This window comes from Arthrobacter sp. LjRoot14, assembly GCF_964253905.1.
In the GTDB taxonomy this organism is placed as follows: domain Bacteria; phylum Actinomycetota; class Actinomycetes; order Actinomycetales; family Micrococcaceae; genus Arthrobacter.
The window spans coordinates 3,574,567-3,589,674 of record NZ_CAXURL020000001.1 but is presented as its reverse complement, the minus strand read 5'-3'; the positions used below and the strand labels follow the sequence as shown (position 1 = coordinate 3,589,674).

Below are 15,108 nucleotides of genomic sequence, written 5' to 3'. Positions count from 1 at the left end.
CCGAACCTGCCGTGAACGTACTGATCGTCGGCGCCGGCCCTGCGGGGTCCACTGCCGCCTACTACCTCGCCAAGGCCGGCATCCCCGTTACGGTGCTGGAAAAAACCAGGTTCCCGCGCGAAAAGGTCTGCGGCGACGGGCTCACTCCGCGCGCCGTCCGCGAGATCCAAAAGCTCGGCCTGCCGCACGCCGAAGAGGGTGGCTGGCGGCGCAACAAGGGCCTCCGGCTGATCGCAGGCGGCCGCACTATCGAGCTGCCCTGGCCTGAAGTCTCCGATTTCCCCACCTACGGCCTGATCCGCACGCGCCTGGGCTTCGACGAGGAGCTGGCCCGGCATGCCGAGGCCGCCGGCGCCACCATTCTCGAGGGGCACAGCGTCACCGAAGCCCTCCGCGCGCCGGACGGCCGCGTCATCGGTGCCCGCGCTGCCCTGCTTGACGACTCCGGACGCAAGACGGGGGAGACGCGCGACTTCCATGCCGACGTCGTCCTCGCAGCAGACGGAAACTCGTCCCGGACCGCAGTGTCCGTCGGCATCCAGAAGCGCGACGACCGCCCGCTCGGCGTCGCCGTACGCACCTACTTCACGTCGCCCCGGCACGACGACGACTGGATGGAGGGCTGGCTGGAGCTCCCCGGCCGCGACGGGAAACTGCTCCCCGGCTATGGCTGGGTGTTCGGCGTGGGCGACGGCACCTCCAACGTGGGCCTGGGCATCCTGAACTCCTCCAAGGAATTCGGCAAGCTCGACTACAAGCAGGTCCTCCGCGAATGGACCGCCGGCATGCCCGCCGAGTGGGGCTTCACGCCCGAGAACCAGGTGGGCGAGATCCGCGGCGCCGCGCTGCCCATGGGCTTCAACCGCACCCCGCACTACTACCCGGGCCTGCTGCTCCTTGGCGACGCCGGCGGCATGGTGTCCCCGTTCAACGGCGAGGGCATCTCCTACGCCATGGAATCCGCCCGCTTTGCGGCCGAATACATCATCGACGCCAGCACCTGGCAGAGCCGCTACGCCAAGTGGACGCACGACGACGCCGACCTCCACTTCAAGGGGTACGCGGACTATGTGCGCGGCCAGTGGGGAAGCCACTTCACCCTGGGCCGCGCGTTCGCCTCAGTGATCGGCAAGCCGTCCGTGATGAAGCTCGCGCTCCGCACCGGCATGCCGTTGCCCGCCCTCATGAAGTTCGTAGTCCGGCTGATGGCCAACGTCACGGATGAATCAGCCAAGGGATTCGAGGACAGGGTGATCAGGCTCCTGGAGGCCCTGGTGCCCGCCACCTCCAACACCTCCCTGTCCCCGTCCAGCTACACATCCGCGGTTTCCGCAACAAAAAGTTAGGGTTAACCCGTGACGAACTCTGCCAAGCACAGCTGGACCCACGCCGGACACGGCCTGCCGGACACCAGGGAGCCCGAGCCCAACACCACCGCCATCGCCACAGGACTCCAGCTGCCGGCCGGTTTCGCCGCCATCGCGGACGACCCCGAGCTGGGCCCCGCCATCACCACCAACCTTGCCCGGGTGGAAAAGAAGCTCCGCGAGGCCATCGCCAACTCCGATCCGCTGGCCGACGCAACGTCGCGTCACCTGGTGGAAGCCGGCGGAAAGCGGATCCGCCCGTTGCTTGCCCTGCTCTGCGCCCACCTCGGTGATGCCTCGCGTCCGGCCGTGGTGCAGGCCGCCGTGGTGGTTGAGCTCACCCACCTCGCCACGCTGTACCACGACGACGTGATGGACTCGGCCCCGTTCCGCCGCGGCGCCCCCACCGCGCACGAGGTCTGGGGCAACTCGGTGGCCGTGCTCACCGGAGACCTGATCTTCGCCCGCGCATCCATCCTCGTGTCCGAGCTCGGCTCCCGTGCGCTGGGAATCCAGGCCCGCACCTTCGAACGGCTCTGCCTGGGCCAGCTGCACGAGACCGTGGGACCCCGCCCCGACGAGGATCCTGTGGAGCACTACCTGTCCGTCATCGCGGACAAGACCGGCTCCCTGGTTGCTGCCTCCGGCCAGCTCGGTGCCATCTTCGCCGGCGCCGATGAAGCCTACGAGCCGCTCCTGGTGGAGTACGGGGAGAAGATCGGTGTGGCCTTCCAGCTGGCCGACGACGTCATCGACGTCACCGGCATCAAGGTCAAGTCCGGCAAGTCCCCGGGCACGGATTTGCGCGAAGGGGTGCCTACCCTGCCGGTGCTGCTGCTGCGCAACGCTGCCGCCGAAGGTGACCAGTCCGCCGTCGAACTCCTAAAACTCATCGACGGCGACCTCTCCTCGGACGAGGCACTCGCTGCCGCCGTGGCAGGCCTGCGGGACCACCGGGTCACCGCGGAGTCGTGGGTCGTGGCTCGTGCCTGGGCCGATGAAGCCATCGCAGCACTGGCGCCACTGCCCGAAGGCGTGGTCAAGTCCTCGCTCACCAGCTTTGCGCTGGCCGTGGTGGACCGCGCGAGCTAGTTTCCCTGGCGCCCTCGAGGCGGCCGCCGTCGGGCCCTGAAGTCCTTGGTTAAACGGAATGGCCCCGGTTCTTTGCAGCAATACGAGTCATACGCTGCATCGAACCGGGGCCATTTCTCCGTTCGCATCAGATCCACCGGAGGCATTTAGTGGATCCGTGAAACAGTCTATGACAGCTTTGTCACAAATGCGAACCAGGGTGTTAATCGGCGTGTCACAGTTCCTTGGTTGGGTGCCTGGAGGTGCCCCGGTCGCCGTCGTGGGGCACATTGAGCCCCGGGATTGGCTTTCCGAGCTGGCAGGCCGGCGTGTCCGTGTCGCTGTGCCCCACGACGGCCGGGTTGTCCACATGATGCAGCCGTGATCTGCCCATCCCGCCGGCTCGGGGCCACCTTGGGAAAATGGACATTCAGACCTTCCTCCGCTCTCGCGCCGGTGTAACGAAGACATCGGCGCTCCGCGGCGCGGGATTCACGCACACGGCCGTCGACAGAGCGCTGGCCGCCGGGCGCATTGTGCGGGTCCGGCGCGGAATCTACAGCCTGCCCGGGCAGTCCGGCGCGTACGGGTTGGCGCTGGAGCACAACGCTCTGCTGACCTGTCTCTCGGCTGCACCGACCTACGCGCTATGGACCGTGCATGATGCGGGGACCGTGCACCTGAGCCCCTCGCACAAAGGGACGCCGCCGGGAGCGCTGCCTCATGGCCGATGCACCCATCCGGCTCATCCGTCGCTACCGGTGGCAGGCCTGGCCGACGTTCTGATCCACTCCCTGCGCTGCCTGCCAGAGCTGGAGTCGCTGGTCATGGTCCAGTGCGCCGCGCAGCGGGGAGATATCACAGTTGAGTTTCTGCGCCGGAAGCTTCCCGGGAACCGCAATGCCTGCGCCAGGGCAATTCTGGACCATGTGATCCCTCGTGCGGATTCCTTGTTGGAGGTGCTGGCCAACTACCACTTCCGGAGGGCGGGGCTCCAGGTCCGACGGCATGTGGAGCTGCCGGGCGTCGGAGAGGTGGACTTCCTCATCGAGGACTGCCTGGTGGTGGAGACCGACGGCGGCTCGCATCTGGAACCTCGTCAGGTGAAGAAGGACAGGAAGCGCAACAATGCGACCGTCATCGGCGGACGCCTGGGGCTCCGGTTCGGTTATGACGACGTCGTCAATCACCCCCAGCGGATGGTGGCCGAGGTGCTGGGGGTACTGGAGCTGTGCCGGCTGGGAGCATACGGCGCAAGGTGACTGCCGCCGTCGTACTTTCGCTCCGCCGTCGTGGGGCACTTTGGACCACGAAACCGACGAACCGGGCTCGGCCCCCGGCGTGTCCGTGTCGAAGTGCCCCAGTTACGCCGGGCAGCCGGCGGAGGCCTCAGCAGGCAGCGAGGAAGCTAGTCCTCTTCGTCGTTGAACGCCCACTCAAACATGTCGAACACGAATTCGGAGAACGTGCCTTCTTCGCTCTTCCACTGGCCGCGGGCGTTGTTGCGGCGGTACACAATGGGGTCCGGGACGCCAAGATCGCCCACGCGGAAACCCCAGGTGAACTGTTCTTCCTCGTCCTCAAGGAACATGAGGAAGCCTTCGTCATCAACTTCGAGTTCCTCGGGGTCCCAGAAGTAGTGGTACGCCTCCATGAGGTCCTCGCAGCCACCCAGTGCCTGGTAAAACTCCCGGAGTACCAACGGGATCTGGAACTGGTGTTCGGACAGGGCCTCGTCGAGTTCTTCGGGGGACAGCCCGTCCTCTTCCTGCCATTCGTCTTCGAGATACTTCGGAACAAGCGCGCGGAACTTCTCGAGGAACATGTCAGTCATGGTTCTTATCCTAGCTAATCCTTGGGGCCGCCATCCGCCGTGTCCAGGCCCAGCCGGTGCCACCCGCGCACGGCCAGCGGAACGTACCAGGAACGGCGCCAGGCCGTCACCCGGAAGGCGAACACGACGGCGGCAGCGGCACCTGCCGTGACGGCGTTGAAGGAACCGGAAACCCACAGCACGGTGGTCAGCGCCGCCCCCGTGAAGGCGGGGAGGGCATAGAGGTCCTTCGGGTCGAACAGCTGGGGCACCTCATTGGCCGTGATGTCGCGCAGGAGGCCTCCGCCCACCGCCGTCGTGACTCCCAGCAGCACCGCCGCCACCGGGTTCATCCCGGCAGTCAGCGCCTTGAGCGTACCGGTGATGCAGAACAGCGCCAGGCCGCCGGCGTCGAACAGGATAAGGAGCGACGTGTAGCGCTGGACGCTGGAAAACAGGAAGTACACCAGGACGGTGGCCAGCAGCGGGGGAGCGAGGTAGGCCGGGTTGGTGAACGCCGCGGGAGGGCCGCTGTTGAGGATGATGTCGCGGATGACACCGCCGCCCAGGGACACCAGGGACGCGAGCAACAGGGAACCGAGGATGTCGAACTGTTTCCGCGCCGCCAGCAGGGACCCGGAAACCGCAAAGAAGAAGATGCCAGCCAGATCCAGCCATACCTGAACCGCGTCGAAAGAGATGGTCAATGGGCGTCCCGGTCAGTGTGGAAGGGGCGGATGGGGCGGCTCCAACGTTACGCTAGCCCCTATGAATAGCCCCATCATGATCGCCTGTGCCCACGGAACGTCCAGCCCGCTGGGCGGGGCCGAGGTCAACGGCCTCCGTGCCGAGATCAGCGCCCTGCGCCCCGGCCTTGACGTCCGGGAAGCCTACGTGGATGTCCAGGACCCCGACCTCGTGGACGTCATGGCCGGACTGCCGGAAGGGGAACAGGCCGTCATCGTCCCGTTGCTGCTCAGTGTTGGCTTCCACACCAAGGTGGACATCGCGAAGGCGGCGCGGGGCAGGGAGGGCAGCAGCGCCTCGGAACCGCTCGGGCCGGACCCCCGGCTGGCGGAGATCCTCGACCAGCGGCTGCGCGAGGCCGGCGCCACCGAACACGACGCCGTCGTGCTGGCGGCCGCCGGATCCACCAACCCCAAGGCCTCGGTCAGCGTCGAAGAGCTCGCCGAACACCTCAGGGCGCTGCGGAGCAACAGGATCGTTCCCGCCTACGGTGCGGCTGCCAAACCCTCCGTGCCCGACGCCGTCGCCTCCCTGCGTGCCGAGTACCCGGGCGGGGAAGGGCAGGGGCGGGTCATCATCGCCTCATATCTGCTGGCCCACGGGTTCTTCCACGACCAGCTCGCCAAGGCCGAAGCGGACGTCGTCACGGAGCCGCTGCTGCCCTCCCGGCTTATGGCCGAGATCGCTTTGGACCGCTACGACGCTGCCGTCGCCGCCTCCGCGGCTGCCGTAGGGGCCGCCTCCGCGGCTGCCTCCACGACGCCCCAAAAGCCCCTCGGGACCAACCCGTCGGAGCAGCCGAACCATGCACAGCCCAAGGGCTTCTTCAAGGCTTTCCGGCGATTCATGACGAAATATTTCCCTAGGTGACCTCGCGTTTCTGACCCTTTGTGACGGCTTTCCGGTGGGACCTACAGTCGATGCATGACTGATACAGCTCTAGCCGGAGCGTCCGCGGACTCCGCTGCCCCCAAGCGACCCGCACGCGCCAACCGACCGGCAGCGAAGCCGCACGGACAGTGGAAGGTTGACGGCACCACGCCGCTCAACGCCAACGAAACCTGGAAGCAGGAGGACGACGGCCTCAACGTCCGCGAGCGTATCGAGTCCATCTACTCCAAGGACGGCTTCGACTCCATCCCCGGCCAGGACCTGCACGGCCGCTTCCGCTGGTGGGGCCTCTATACGCAGCGCAAGCCCGGGATCGACGGCGGCAAGACCGCCACGCTGGAGCCGCACGAGCTTGAGGACAAGTACTTCATGCTCCGGGTTCGGATCGACGGCGGTGCGCTCACCACCGAGCAGCTGCGCGTGATCGGCAACATCTCCGTGGACTTCGCCCGGGACTCGGCCGACCTCACCGACCGCCAGAACATCCAGCTGCACTGGATTCGGGTGGAGGACATCCCCGAGATCTGGAACCGGCTGGAAGGTGTAGGCCTGTCCACCACCGAAGCCTGCGGTGACGTCCCCCGCGTCATCCTCGGCTCGCCCGTGGCCGGCATCGCCAAGGACGAGCTCATCGATCCCACGCCCCTGATCGAGGAGCTGGGGGAGCGGTTCATCGGCAACCCGCTGCTGTCCAACCTGCCGCGCAAGTACAAGACCGCCATCACCGGCCACCCCAGCCAGGACGTGGTGCACGAGATCAACGACTTCGCCCTGGTGGGCGTCAAGCACCCCGAACTCGGCATCGGCTACGACCTCTGGGCCGGCGGCGCGCTGTCAACCAACCCGATGCTTGGCAAGCGCCTCGGAGCCTTCGTCACGCCTGAGCAGGCAGCCGACGTGTGGCTCGGCGTCACCAGCATCTTCCGTGACTACGGTTACCGCCGCATGCGCACCAAGGCACGCCTGAAGTTCCTGATGGCCGACTGGGGCCCGGAGAAGTTCCGCCAGATCCTCGAGGACGAATACCTCGGCTACAAGCTGGCCGACGGTCCCGCCGCACCCAAGCCGTCCACCCCGGGCGACCACGTGGGCGTGCACGAGCAGAAGGACGGCAAGTTCTTCATCGGTGCCACCCCGATTGCGGGCCGCCTCTCCGGCGCGCAGCTGGTGAAGCTCGCGGACACCCTCGAAGCCCGCGGCTCCTACCGCCTGCGCACCACCCCGCACCAGAAGCTGGTTGTGCTGGACGTCCCCAAGGACGAGGTTGAACCGCTGGTGGCCGAGCTCGACGCCCTGGGCCTCTCCGCCCGGCCGTCCGTGTTCCGCCGCGGCACCATCGCCTGCACCGGCATCGAATACTGCAAGCTGGCCATCGTGGAAACCAAGGTCACCGCCGCAACCGCCGTGGCCGAGCTGGAACGCCGCCTCGCGGACCTGGCGGAGAGCGGCCAGCTGCCCCACGCCCTGTCCCTGCACATCAACGGCTGCCCCAACTCCTGCGCCCGCATCCAGACCGCGGACATCGGACTCAAGGGCATGATGCTGCCAACGCCCGACGGCGACCCCAGCCCCGGCTTCCAGGTCCACCTGGGCGGCGGGCTGGCTTCCTCCACCCGCGAGGAAGCAGGCCTCGGACGTACCGTCCGCGGCCTGAAGGTCTACGTCGAGGACCTGCCCGACTACGTGGAACGCGTGGTCCGGAAGTTCGCGGCCGAGCACGCCGAAGGCCAGACCTTCGCCGAGTGGGCCCACGCAGCCGAAGAGGAGGACCTGCAATGAGCAAGCACGCACTTGGAGTAGACCCCGTGGCAGCTCCGGCTGAGGCCTCTGCCCAGGTCGACGCCACGGTGGCAACCGCCGTCCCGAAGCTCCGCTCCCACGATGAGCTCAAGGCGCTGGCCGAGGCCGGCGCTGCCGAGCTCGGCTGGGACGCCCCCGCCCGCGATGTCATCGCCTGGGTGGAGCGCAACTTCGAGCTGCCCGCCGTGGCCGTGGCCTGCTCCATGGCCGACGCCGTCCTGCCGGCACTCGTGGCTGACCAGCTTCCCGGCGTCGACGTCCTCTTCCTCGAGACCGGCTACCACTTCCCGGAAACCTACGCCACGCGCGACGAGGTGGCCGCAAACCTCCGCGTCAACGTGGTGGACGTGCTTCCGGAGAACACCGTGGAGCAGCAGGACCGCCTCCTCGGCAAGGACCTCTTCGCCCGCGACCCCGCCCAGTGCTGCGCCCTCCGCAAGGTGGCCCCGCTGCGCCGCACCCTGGCCGGCTACGAGGTCTGGTTCACCGGCGTGCGCCGCGACGAAGCCCCCACCCGCACCAACACCCCGCTGATCACCTGGGACGAGGCCAACGGCCTGGTCAAGGTCAACCCGGTGGCAGCGTGGAGCTTCGACCAGCTGGTGCAGTACTCCGACGACAACCTCCTTCCCGTCAACCCGCTGCTTTCACAGGGCTACCCGTCCATTGGCTGCCAGCCCTGCACACGCAAGGTAGCGCCTGGCGATGACCCCCGCGCCGGCCGCTGGGCAGGAACCGACAAGACAGAATGCGGACTACACGTATGAGCACTTTCCTAACTGAGGAGCCCACCCAGGTGACTGACTCGGCCGTCTCCACACGCCTCTCGTCCCTGGACACCCTCGAGTCCGAGGCCATCCACATCATCCGCGAGGTTGTTGCCGAGTTCGAGAAGCCTGCGCTGCTGTTCTCCGGCGGCAAGGACTCCGTGGTGATGCTGCACCTCGCCACCAAGGCGTTCTGGCCGGGCAAGGTCCCCTTCCCGGTGCTGCACGTGGACACTGGCCACAACTTTCCCGAGGTCATCGACTTCCGCGACCGCACGGTGGAGCGCCTGGGCTTGAAGCTGGTGGTGGGCTCCGTGCAGGAGTTCATCGATTCCGGCGAACTGGCCGAGCGTGCCGACGGCACCCGCAACCCGCTGCAGACCGTCCCGCTGCTGGACGCGATCCAGCGCAACAAGTTCGACGCCGTCTTCGGCGGGGGCCGCCGTGACGAGGACAAGGCCCGCGCCAAGGAGCGGATCCTGAGCCTCCGCGACGAATTCGGCCAGTGGGATCCGCGCAACCAGCGCCCCGAGCTCTGGAACCTGTACAACGGCCGCCACACCGTGGGCCAGCACGTCCGCGCTTTCCCCATCAGCAACTGGACCGAGCTGGATGTGTGGCGCTATATCGAGCGCGAAAACATCGAGCTGCCCGGCCTGTACTACGCCCACGACCGCGAGGTCTTCGCCCGCGACGGCATGTGGCGCGCGGTCGGCGAGGTTTCCCAGCCCCGCCCCGACGAGGAAGTCATCACCAAGACCGTCCGCTACCGGACCGTCGGTGACATGTCCTGCACCGGCGCTGTTGAGTCAGCCGCCGCCACGGTGCGCGACGTCGTCATTGAAGTTGCCGCCTCCACCATCACCGAACGTGGCGCCACCCGTGCGGATGACCGCATCTCCGAGGCCGCCATGGAAGACCGCAAGAAGGATGGCTATTTCTAATGAGCACCGAAATCGATACAGCCCGCGTGGCTGCCCTTCTTGACGAGGCCCCCCTCGCGCACGCCTCGCTGTTCCGCTTCGCCACCGCCGGCTCGGTCGACGACGGCAAGTCCACTCTGGTGGGCCGCCTCCTGCACGACTCCAAGGCGATCCTGGCAGACCAGCTCGACGCCGTCGCCCGCACCTCCGCGGACCGCGGATTCGGCGGCTCGGCCGGCGGCATTGACTTGGCCCTCCTGACCGACGGCCTGCGCGCCGAGCGCGAACAGGGCATCACCATCGACGTCGCCTACCGCTACTTCGCCACCGACCGCCGCAGCTTCATCCTGGCCGACTGCCCCGGGCACGTGCAGTACACCAAGAACACGGTGACCGGCGCGTCCACCGCGGATGCCGTCGTCGTGCTCATTGACGCCCGCAAGGGTGTCCTGGAGCAGACCCGCCGGCACCTGTCCGTGCTGCAGCTGCTGCGAGTGGCCCACGTGATTGTGGCCGTGAACAAGATCGACCTGGTGGACTTCAGCGAGAGCGTGTTCCGCGAGATCGAAGCCGACGTGCAGAAGGTAGGCCGAGAACTGGGCCTCGGTCGTGACGAATTAAATACAGGCGGCATCACTGATCTGACCGTGGTTCCGGTCTCCGCGCTCGACGGCGACAATGTGGTGGAGCGCTCGGAGCGCACCCCCTGGTACACGGGACCGGCACTGCTCGAAGTACTCGAAACCCTTCCTGCCGCGGACGAACTGGAAAGCCACCTGGAGAGCTTCCGGTTCCCGGTGCAGCTGGTGGTCCGGCCGCAGGGCGCGCTGGCGCCTGACGCGGTTGCCGGCGGACTCGACGTCGAGAAATACCGTGACTACCGTGCTTACGCCGGGCAGATCACCGAAGGCTCGGTGAAGGTGGGGGACAAGGTCAGCGTGCTGACCCCCGGCCAGGACCCGCGCACCACCACGGTGACGGGCATCGATTTCGCGGGCGCCGAGCTCACCGAAGCCGTGGCACCGCAGTCAGTGGCGATCCGCCTTGCAGACGAGTTCGACGTCGCCCGCGGCGACACGATCGCCGCCGCAGGCACCGTCCGCGAAGCCTCCGCCGACCTCTACGCGGCGCTGTGCTGGCTCTCCCCGAAGCCGCTCCGCGAGGGTGCCAAGGTGCTGGTGAAGCACGGCACGCGCACCGTGCAGGCGCTGGTCCGCAGCGTCAGCGGCAAACTGGACCTGGCCACCTTCAAGCTTGAGGGTGCGTCCAGCCTGGAGCTCAACGACATCGGCCACGCGCAGCTCCGGCTCGCCGCGCCGCTGCCGCTGGAGAACTACCTGCACCACCGCCGCACCGGCGCCTTCCTGGTGATCGATCCGCTGGACGGCAACACCCTGGCCGCCGGCCTGGTCAACGACCACCCGGGCGACCACGAGGACGAGCGCTACAGCATCTAATTCACGAGGAACCGCGGCTTGTTCGCAAAACCCGACCTTCAAGGAACGGTTCTGCGAACAAGCCGCTGTTTTTGTCCGGGAAACCTGAAAGCCCGGCAGTAGCTGAAACCCGCTGCCTTGGATACTCTGCTGGTAGATGCGCTGCGCGATGATCTGAGGGGGACCGGGTGGAAGATCATGAGTCAGTTGTAGCCAGCTCCCTGGCGCAATACAGTGCGCGGCTGCCCCGGCTGAATGCGGCATCGGACGCCATCGGGCACGCCATCCGTGCCCGGCTCCGCGATGACGGCCTCAACCATCACACCGTGCAGGCCCGGGTCAAGGATCCGGGTTCGGTCAAGGGAAAGCTGGACCGGCTCACCGCCGATGGCAGATTCAAATATGAACGTGGACTCGAGCAGCTGGACGACCTCATCGGCGTCAGGGTCATCATGTTCCTGGAGCCCGACATTGCCGACGTTGCAACGGCCCTGAAGGGGCAATTCAGCTGCCGCGAAGACGACGACAAAACGAGCTCCCAGCGGCGGAACGGCCAGATCGGCTACGCCGGCCGGCACCTGATCCTGGAAGTCCCTGCCGAGAACGTTCCCGTGGGCTGCCAGACGTTCATCGGGGAGCGCTTCGAGGTCCAGATCCGGACCGTGCTGCAGCACGCGTGGGCGGCCTTCGAACATGACATCCGCTACAAGGGCCTGGCCGAGGCCAACGCGGAAGTGGACCGCGCGTTCACTATGGCGTCAACCCTGATCGAGCTCGCGGACGCCCAGTTCTCCGCGATCAACGACATCGTCAAACGCCGCCAGGCCGAGAGTACGGCGGAGTTCGCCGCGAACCCTGCCGCTACCGAGCTCACCGGGGACATCCTCCAGGACATGCTCGCCCGGCTGCTGTCCGAACACCCCCGGAGCCAGGCCCGGCAATACGGCTGGCTGGGGGACCTGCTGGCGGCCAACGGGGTGCGGACCGTGGCCGACGCCGAAGAACTCTTCGGTGCCGCCGACTGGTCCGGCGTGGCCAAGCGGATGGACTACAAATTCCCCGCCGGCCACGTCCGCATTGCCGACGACTTCCTGCTGAAGACGTGGGGCGTGGACTACATTGCGCGTACCAAGTCCCTGGGGGACGACCCCAAGCGGGAAGCGAAGCTGACGTACCGGCTGGAGCGCATGCAGGACTGAGGCTCTTGAGGATCGATTCCTCAGGTGCCGGGAGGCCTGTACTTGATGTGATCGGCCATGCGAAGGGCTTCGAGTGTTTCGTCGACGCTCAGGAGCACTGTCGTTTCGAATGAGCTGAGCGCGCCGCCTCCGCTGATCGCCAGTGCCACCGCGGCCATGGACACGTTGTCCGGTGCCTCCCACAGGTTGTAGCCGTCGTAGGAGCCGAAGGCGTACCAGAAGCCGTGGAGCTTGCCGCCGACGGATTCGATGTAAGTCTGGGCGGCCTTCCTGCGGTCCTCGGGATTGCTGGTCATTTTGGCCCAGGTCTCCGGTGTGTAGCTGAACCTCGACAGATAGAGCGGCATCGTCTCGTCCTTTCCTCTTGGCGGGCCGGTGGCCCGGTGGCTGGTTGTGCCGGTAGCGCCGGTCCAGCAAGGATGGCAGTCGGCTGCCCGGTCAGCAATGGCTGCCGGCTTCTTTCATGGGTTACCTCGGGGTGTTGACACGGCCGCCCCGCGGCCTTACTTTCGCCCTATCCCGGCGGGAGGGCAGATCGTGGAACGCATCAACAGCCGGCTCATCAACTGGGCTTCCATCCTGGATGCCGAGACGCGGGAGCAGGCCGTGAGAACCTCGCGCTTGCCCTTCATTTATCCGCATCTGGCGCTGATGCCGGACGCCCACCTGGGAAAGGGCGCCACGGTGGGGTCCGTCATTCCCACCCTGGGCGCCGTGATTCCGGCGGCGGTGGGGGTGGACATCGGCTGCGGCATGATTGCCGTCAGGACGCAGTACCTCCTCACGGACCTCCCCCAGGACCGGAAACGGCTGCGGGAAGCCATTGAGCGCGTCATCCCGCTGTCGGCCGGTCACAACAACCGCAGGATCATGGCCACGGCCGAACCGCGTATCGCCGAGCTGAGGAGGCTGGCAGCCAAGGCCAGGTTTGAACCCGGCCAGTACGTAGCGAAGTGGGAGCTCCAGCTCGGCTCGCTCGGATCAGGCAACCATTTCATCGAGGTCTGCGCGGACGAGACGGATGCCATCTGGCTGTTCCTGCACTCCGGCTCCCGCGGCATTGGCAACAAGATCGCGCAGCACCACATCAGCGTCGCGCAGCGCATGACGCGGGAGAAACGGATCGCGCTTCCCGACGCCGACCTCGCCTACCTGGAAGAGGGCACGGCCGAGTTCAGCCGGTACATCGACGAGCTGCACTGGGCCCAGCGGTTCGCACTGCTGAACCGTGAAGAAATGATGGACCGCGTGATCAGCCAATTTGGCAACTGGACAGGCGGAAAGGTGCTGGAACGGGAACGGATCAACTGCCACCACAACTTCACCCGCCGGGAAACCCATTACGGGAAGGCGGTGTGGGTTTCGCGCAAGGGTGCCATCAGGGCCGAGGCCGGGGACCCGGGCCTGATCCCGGGGTCCATGGGCACAGCCTCGTATGTGGTGGCCGGCCGCGGCAACCGCGTGGCGCTGAATTCCTCGCCGCATGGTGCCGGCCGCGAGTACTCGCGCACAGCAGCTCGCAAGGCGTTCTCCCTGGCCGAGCTGAAGAAGGCGATGCAGGGGATTGAGTTCCGTGCATCGGAGGCCTTCATCGACGAGATTCCCGCGGCGTACAAGCCCATTGACGTCGTGATGCACGACGCGGAGGACCTGGTGAGGGTCCGCCACAGGCTGCGGCAGCTCGTCAACGTCAAAGGCGACTGAACCTGGTCAGCCCAAAGAAGAGAAACGGAGGATGTCATGAATCTCGACGATCTGGTCTTCCACCCCTGGGTAATACAGGGGCCGCGCGACGTTCCTACCTTGGTCGGTGGCTCCGGGAGCTATGTCACCGACGTCAACGGGCGGCGCTACCTGGACTTCAGTTCGCAACTGGTCTTCACCAACCTTGGCCACCAACATCCGCGCATCGTTGCTGCGATCAAGGAGCAGGCGGACCGTCTGTGCACGCTCGCACCCGGCAATGCGTCCGATGTCCGGGGCGAGGCGGCGCGGCTGATTGTGGAGGTAGCGCCGGAGGGCCTGGGGCACGTGCTGTTCACCACCGGTGGAACGGAGGCCATCGAGCATGCGGTCCGGATGGCGCGCCTGTACACCGGACGGCCGAAAGTGCTCGCCGCCTACCGCTCCTATCATGGCTCGACGGCGGCCTCCATCCACCTCACCGGCGACCCGCGCCGCTGGGCCTCGGACACCGGGGCGGCAGGTGCCGTCCACTTCTTCGGTCCCTTCCTGTACCGGTCGGCATTCGGGTCGCGGACGCCGGAGGAGGAGGCCGAACGGGCGCTCGCGCATCTCGAGCAGGTCATCCTCCTGGAGGGCCCGTCGACCATCGCCGGCCTGGTCCTGGAGTCCGTGACCGGCAGCTCGGGCGTCATCGTGCCGCCGGCCGGCTACCTGCGCGGGGTCCGTGAGCTGTGCGCCCGCCACGGCATCGTCTATATCGCCGACGAGGTGATGGTGGGCTTCGGGCGTACGGGAGCCTGGTTCGGCGTCGACCACGACGGCGTGGCACCCGACCTGATGGCGTTCGCGAAGGGCGTGAACTCCGGGTCCGTGCCGCTGGGCGGCGTCCTGGTGGGGGACGCGATCTACGAGATGTTCACCAAGCGCCCCTACCCGGCGGGCCTCACGTACAGCGGACATCCGCTCGCCTGCGCGGCAGCCGTCGGCGCCATCAGGGCGATGCACGAGGAAGACACGGTCGCTGCAGCCGCGCGCCTCGGGGCAGACATCCTGGGGCCCGGGCTCCGGGCGCTCGCCGACAAGCACGCGTCAGTCGGGGACGTTCGCGGCATCGGCGGACTCTGGTCCCTCGAACTGGTCCGCAACCGGCTGACCAAAGAGCCGCTCGTCCCGGCCGGAGCCACCGGCACGGCCAACGCGCCGATGGTCTCCGTCGTCAAGGCCTGCCGGGAACGGGGCCTGCTGCCGCTGGTCCAGGGCAACCGCGTCCACGTCGCCCCTCCGCTCAACGTGAACGACTCCGACGCCGCCGCGGGCGTGGCAATCCTGGATGAGGCCCTGGCGGCAGCGGACACTTACGTGACCTGAGCCGGGACGGCCCGGGGACGTTCGAATATGACGCTAGATG

At 67.0% G+C, this 15,108-nt stretch carries 14 protein-coding genes and 1 pseudogene; 11 read left to right on the top strand and 4 right to left on the bottom strand.

The genetic code is table 11. The features are described 5' to 3' along the window. The first annotated feature begins 11 nt into the window (after nucleotides 1–11). Both ACSQ12_RS16235 and ACSQ12_RS16230 read left to right on the top strand, forming a co-directional pair. Entirely contained in the window at nucleotides 12–1,346 is a 1,335-nt protein-coding gene (locus tag ACSQ12_RS16235; protein ID WP_436066063.1) for a geranylgeranyl reductase family protein, read from the top strand. Nucleotides 1,347–1,355: 9 nt separating this feature from the next. Then, on the top strand, nucleotides 1,356–2,459 hold the full coding sequence (locus tag ACSQ12_RS16230; protein ID WP_209742870.1) for a polyprenyl synthetase family protein: 1,104 nt from the start codon (nucleotides 1,356–1,358) through the stop codon (nucleotides 2,457–2,459). Nucleotides 2,460–2,673: 214 nt separating this feature from the next. Here ACSQ12_RS16230 and ACSQ12_RS16225 read toward each other — a convergent pair whose 3' ends face one another. Further along, entirely contained in the window at nucleotides 2,674–2,868 is a 195-nt protein-coding gene (locus ACSQ12_RS16225; RefSeq protein ID WP_436066062.1) for a hypothetical protein, read from the bottom strand. Here ACSQ12_RS16225 and ACSQ12_RS16220 point away from each other — a divergent pair. Further along, on the top strand, nucleotides 2,861–3,700 hold the full coding sequence (locus ACSQ12_RS16220) for a type IV toxin-antitoxin system AbiEi family antitoxin domain-containing protein (RefSeq protein WP_436066061.1): 840 nt from the start codon (nucleotides 2,861–2,863) through the stop codon (nucleotides 3,698–3,700). The two genes, ACSQ12_RS16225 and ACSQ12_RS16220, sit on opposite strands and share 8 nt — an antisense overlap. Nucleotides 3,701–3,846: 146 nt before the next feature. On the opposite strand, the gene ACSQ12_RS16215 is transcribed toward ACSQ12_RS16220, so the two are convergent. Both ACSQ12_RS16215 and ACSQ12_RS16210 read right to left on the bottom strand, forming a co-directional pair. After that, nucleotides 3,847–4,272 (bottom strand): hypothetical protein, encoded by a 426-nt coding sequence (locus ACSQ12_RS16215; RefSeq protein ID WP_011692957.1) that lies wholly within the window; start codon nucleotides 4,270–4,272, stop codon nucleotides 3,847–3,849. A gap of 14 nt (nucleotides 4,273–4,286) precedes the next feature. Further along, nucleotides 4,287–4,958, bottom strand: a complete 672-nt coding sequence (locus tag ACSQ12_RS16210; protein ID WP_209742874.1) for a trimeric intracellular cation channel family protein — start codon at nucleotides 4,956–4,958, stop codon at nucleotides 4,287–4,289. A 61-nt stretch (nucleotides 4,959–5,019) separates the two neighbouring features. On the opposite strand from ACSQ12_RS16210, the gene ACSQ12_RS16205 reads away from it, so the two are divergent. From ACSQ12_RS16205 to ACSQ12_RS16180, 6 genes are all read left to right on the top strand, one after another. Then, the gene (locus ACSQ12_RS16205; RefSeq protein ID WP_436066060.1) at nucleotides 5,020–5,868 is read left to right on the top strand and encodes a sirohydrochlorin chelatase; all 849 of its coding nucleotides are present in this window, start codon (nucleotides 5,020–5,022) and stop codon (nucleotides 5,866–5,868) included. 54 nt (nucleotides 5,869–5,922) lie between these two features. Further along, a complete protein-coding gene (locus tag ACSQ12_RS16200; protein WP_209742878.1) occupies nucleotides 5,923–7,668 on the top strand; it encodes a nitrite/sulfite reductase in 1,746 nt (581 codons plus the stop codon). Next, complete coding sequence (locus tag ACSQ12_RS16195) at nucleotides 7,665–8,456, top strand: phosphoadenylyl-sulfate reductase (protein ID WP_436066059.1); 792 nt, start codon at nucleotides 7,665–7,667, stop codon at nucleotides 8,454–8,456. The genes ACSQ12_RS16200 and ACSQ12_RS16195 overlap by 4 nt, the downstream gene beginning before the upstream one ends. Further along, nucleotides 8,453–9,400, top strand: coding sequence for a sulfate adenylyltransferase subunit CysD (cysD, locus tag ACSQ12_RS16190; protein WP_209742880.1), 948 nt, complete (start codon nucleotides 8,453–8,455; stop codon nucleotides 9,398–9,400). Before ACSQ12_RS16195 ends, cysD begins: the two co-directional genes overlap by 4 nt. Continuing rightward, the gene (locus ACSQ12_RS16185; protein ID WP_436066058.1) at nucleotides 9,400–10,836 is read left to right on the top strand and encodes a sulfate adenylyltransferase subunit 1; all 1,437 of its coding nucleotides are present in this window, start codon (nucleotides 9,400–9,402) and stop codon (nucleotides 10,834–10,836) included. Before cysD ends, ACSQ12_RS16185 begins: the two co-directional genes overlap by 1 nt. A 167-nt stretch (nucleotides 10,837–11,003) precedes the next feature. Then, nucleotides 11,004–12,014, top strand: a complete 1,011-nt coding sequence (locus ACSQ12_RS16180) for a GTP pyrophosphokinase (protein WP_436066057.1) — start codon at nucleotides 11,004–11,006, stop codon at nucleotides 12,012–12,014. A gap of 20 nt (nucleotides 12,015–12,034) precedes the next feature. Here ACSQ12_RS16180 and ACSQ12_RS16175 read toward each other — a convergent pair whose 3' ends face one another. Beyond that, the gene (locus ACSQ12_RS16175) at nucleotides 12,035–12,361 is read right to left on the bottom strand and encodes a GYD domain-containing protein (protein ID WP_209742884.1); all 327 of its coding nucleotides are present in this window, start codon (nucleotides 12,359–12,361) and stop codon (nucleotides 12,035–12,037) included. Between the two features lie 190 nt (nucleotides 12,362–12,551). On the opposite strand from ACSQ12_RS16175, the gene ACSQ12_RS16170 reads away from it, so the two are divergent. Continuing rightward, entirely contained in the window at nucleotides 12,552–13,718 is a 1,167-nt protein-coding gene (locus ACSQ12_RS16170) for an RtcB family protein (protein WP_436066056.1), read from the top strand. Nucleotides 13,719–13,745: 27 nt separating this feature from the next. Further along, nucleotides 13,746–15,068, top strand: a pseudogene (locus ACSQ12_RS16165) (aspartate aminotransferase family protein); the annotation flags it as partial. Nucleotides 15,069–15,108: the final 40 nt, after the last annotated feature.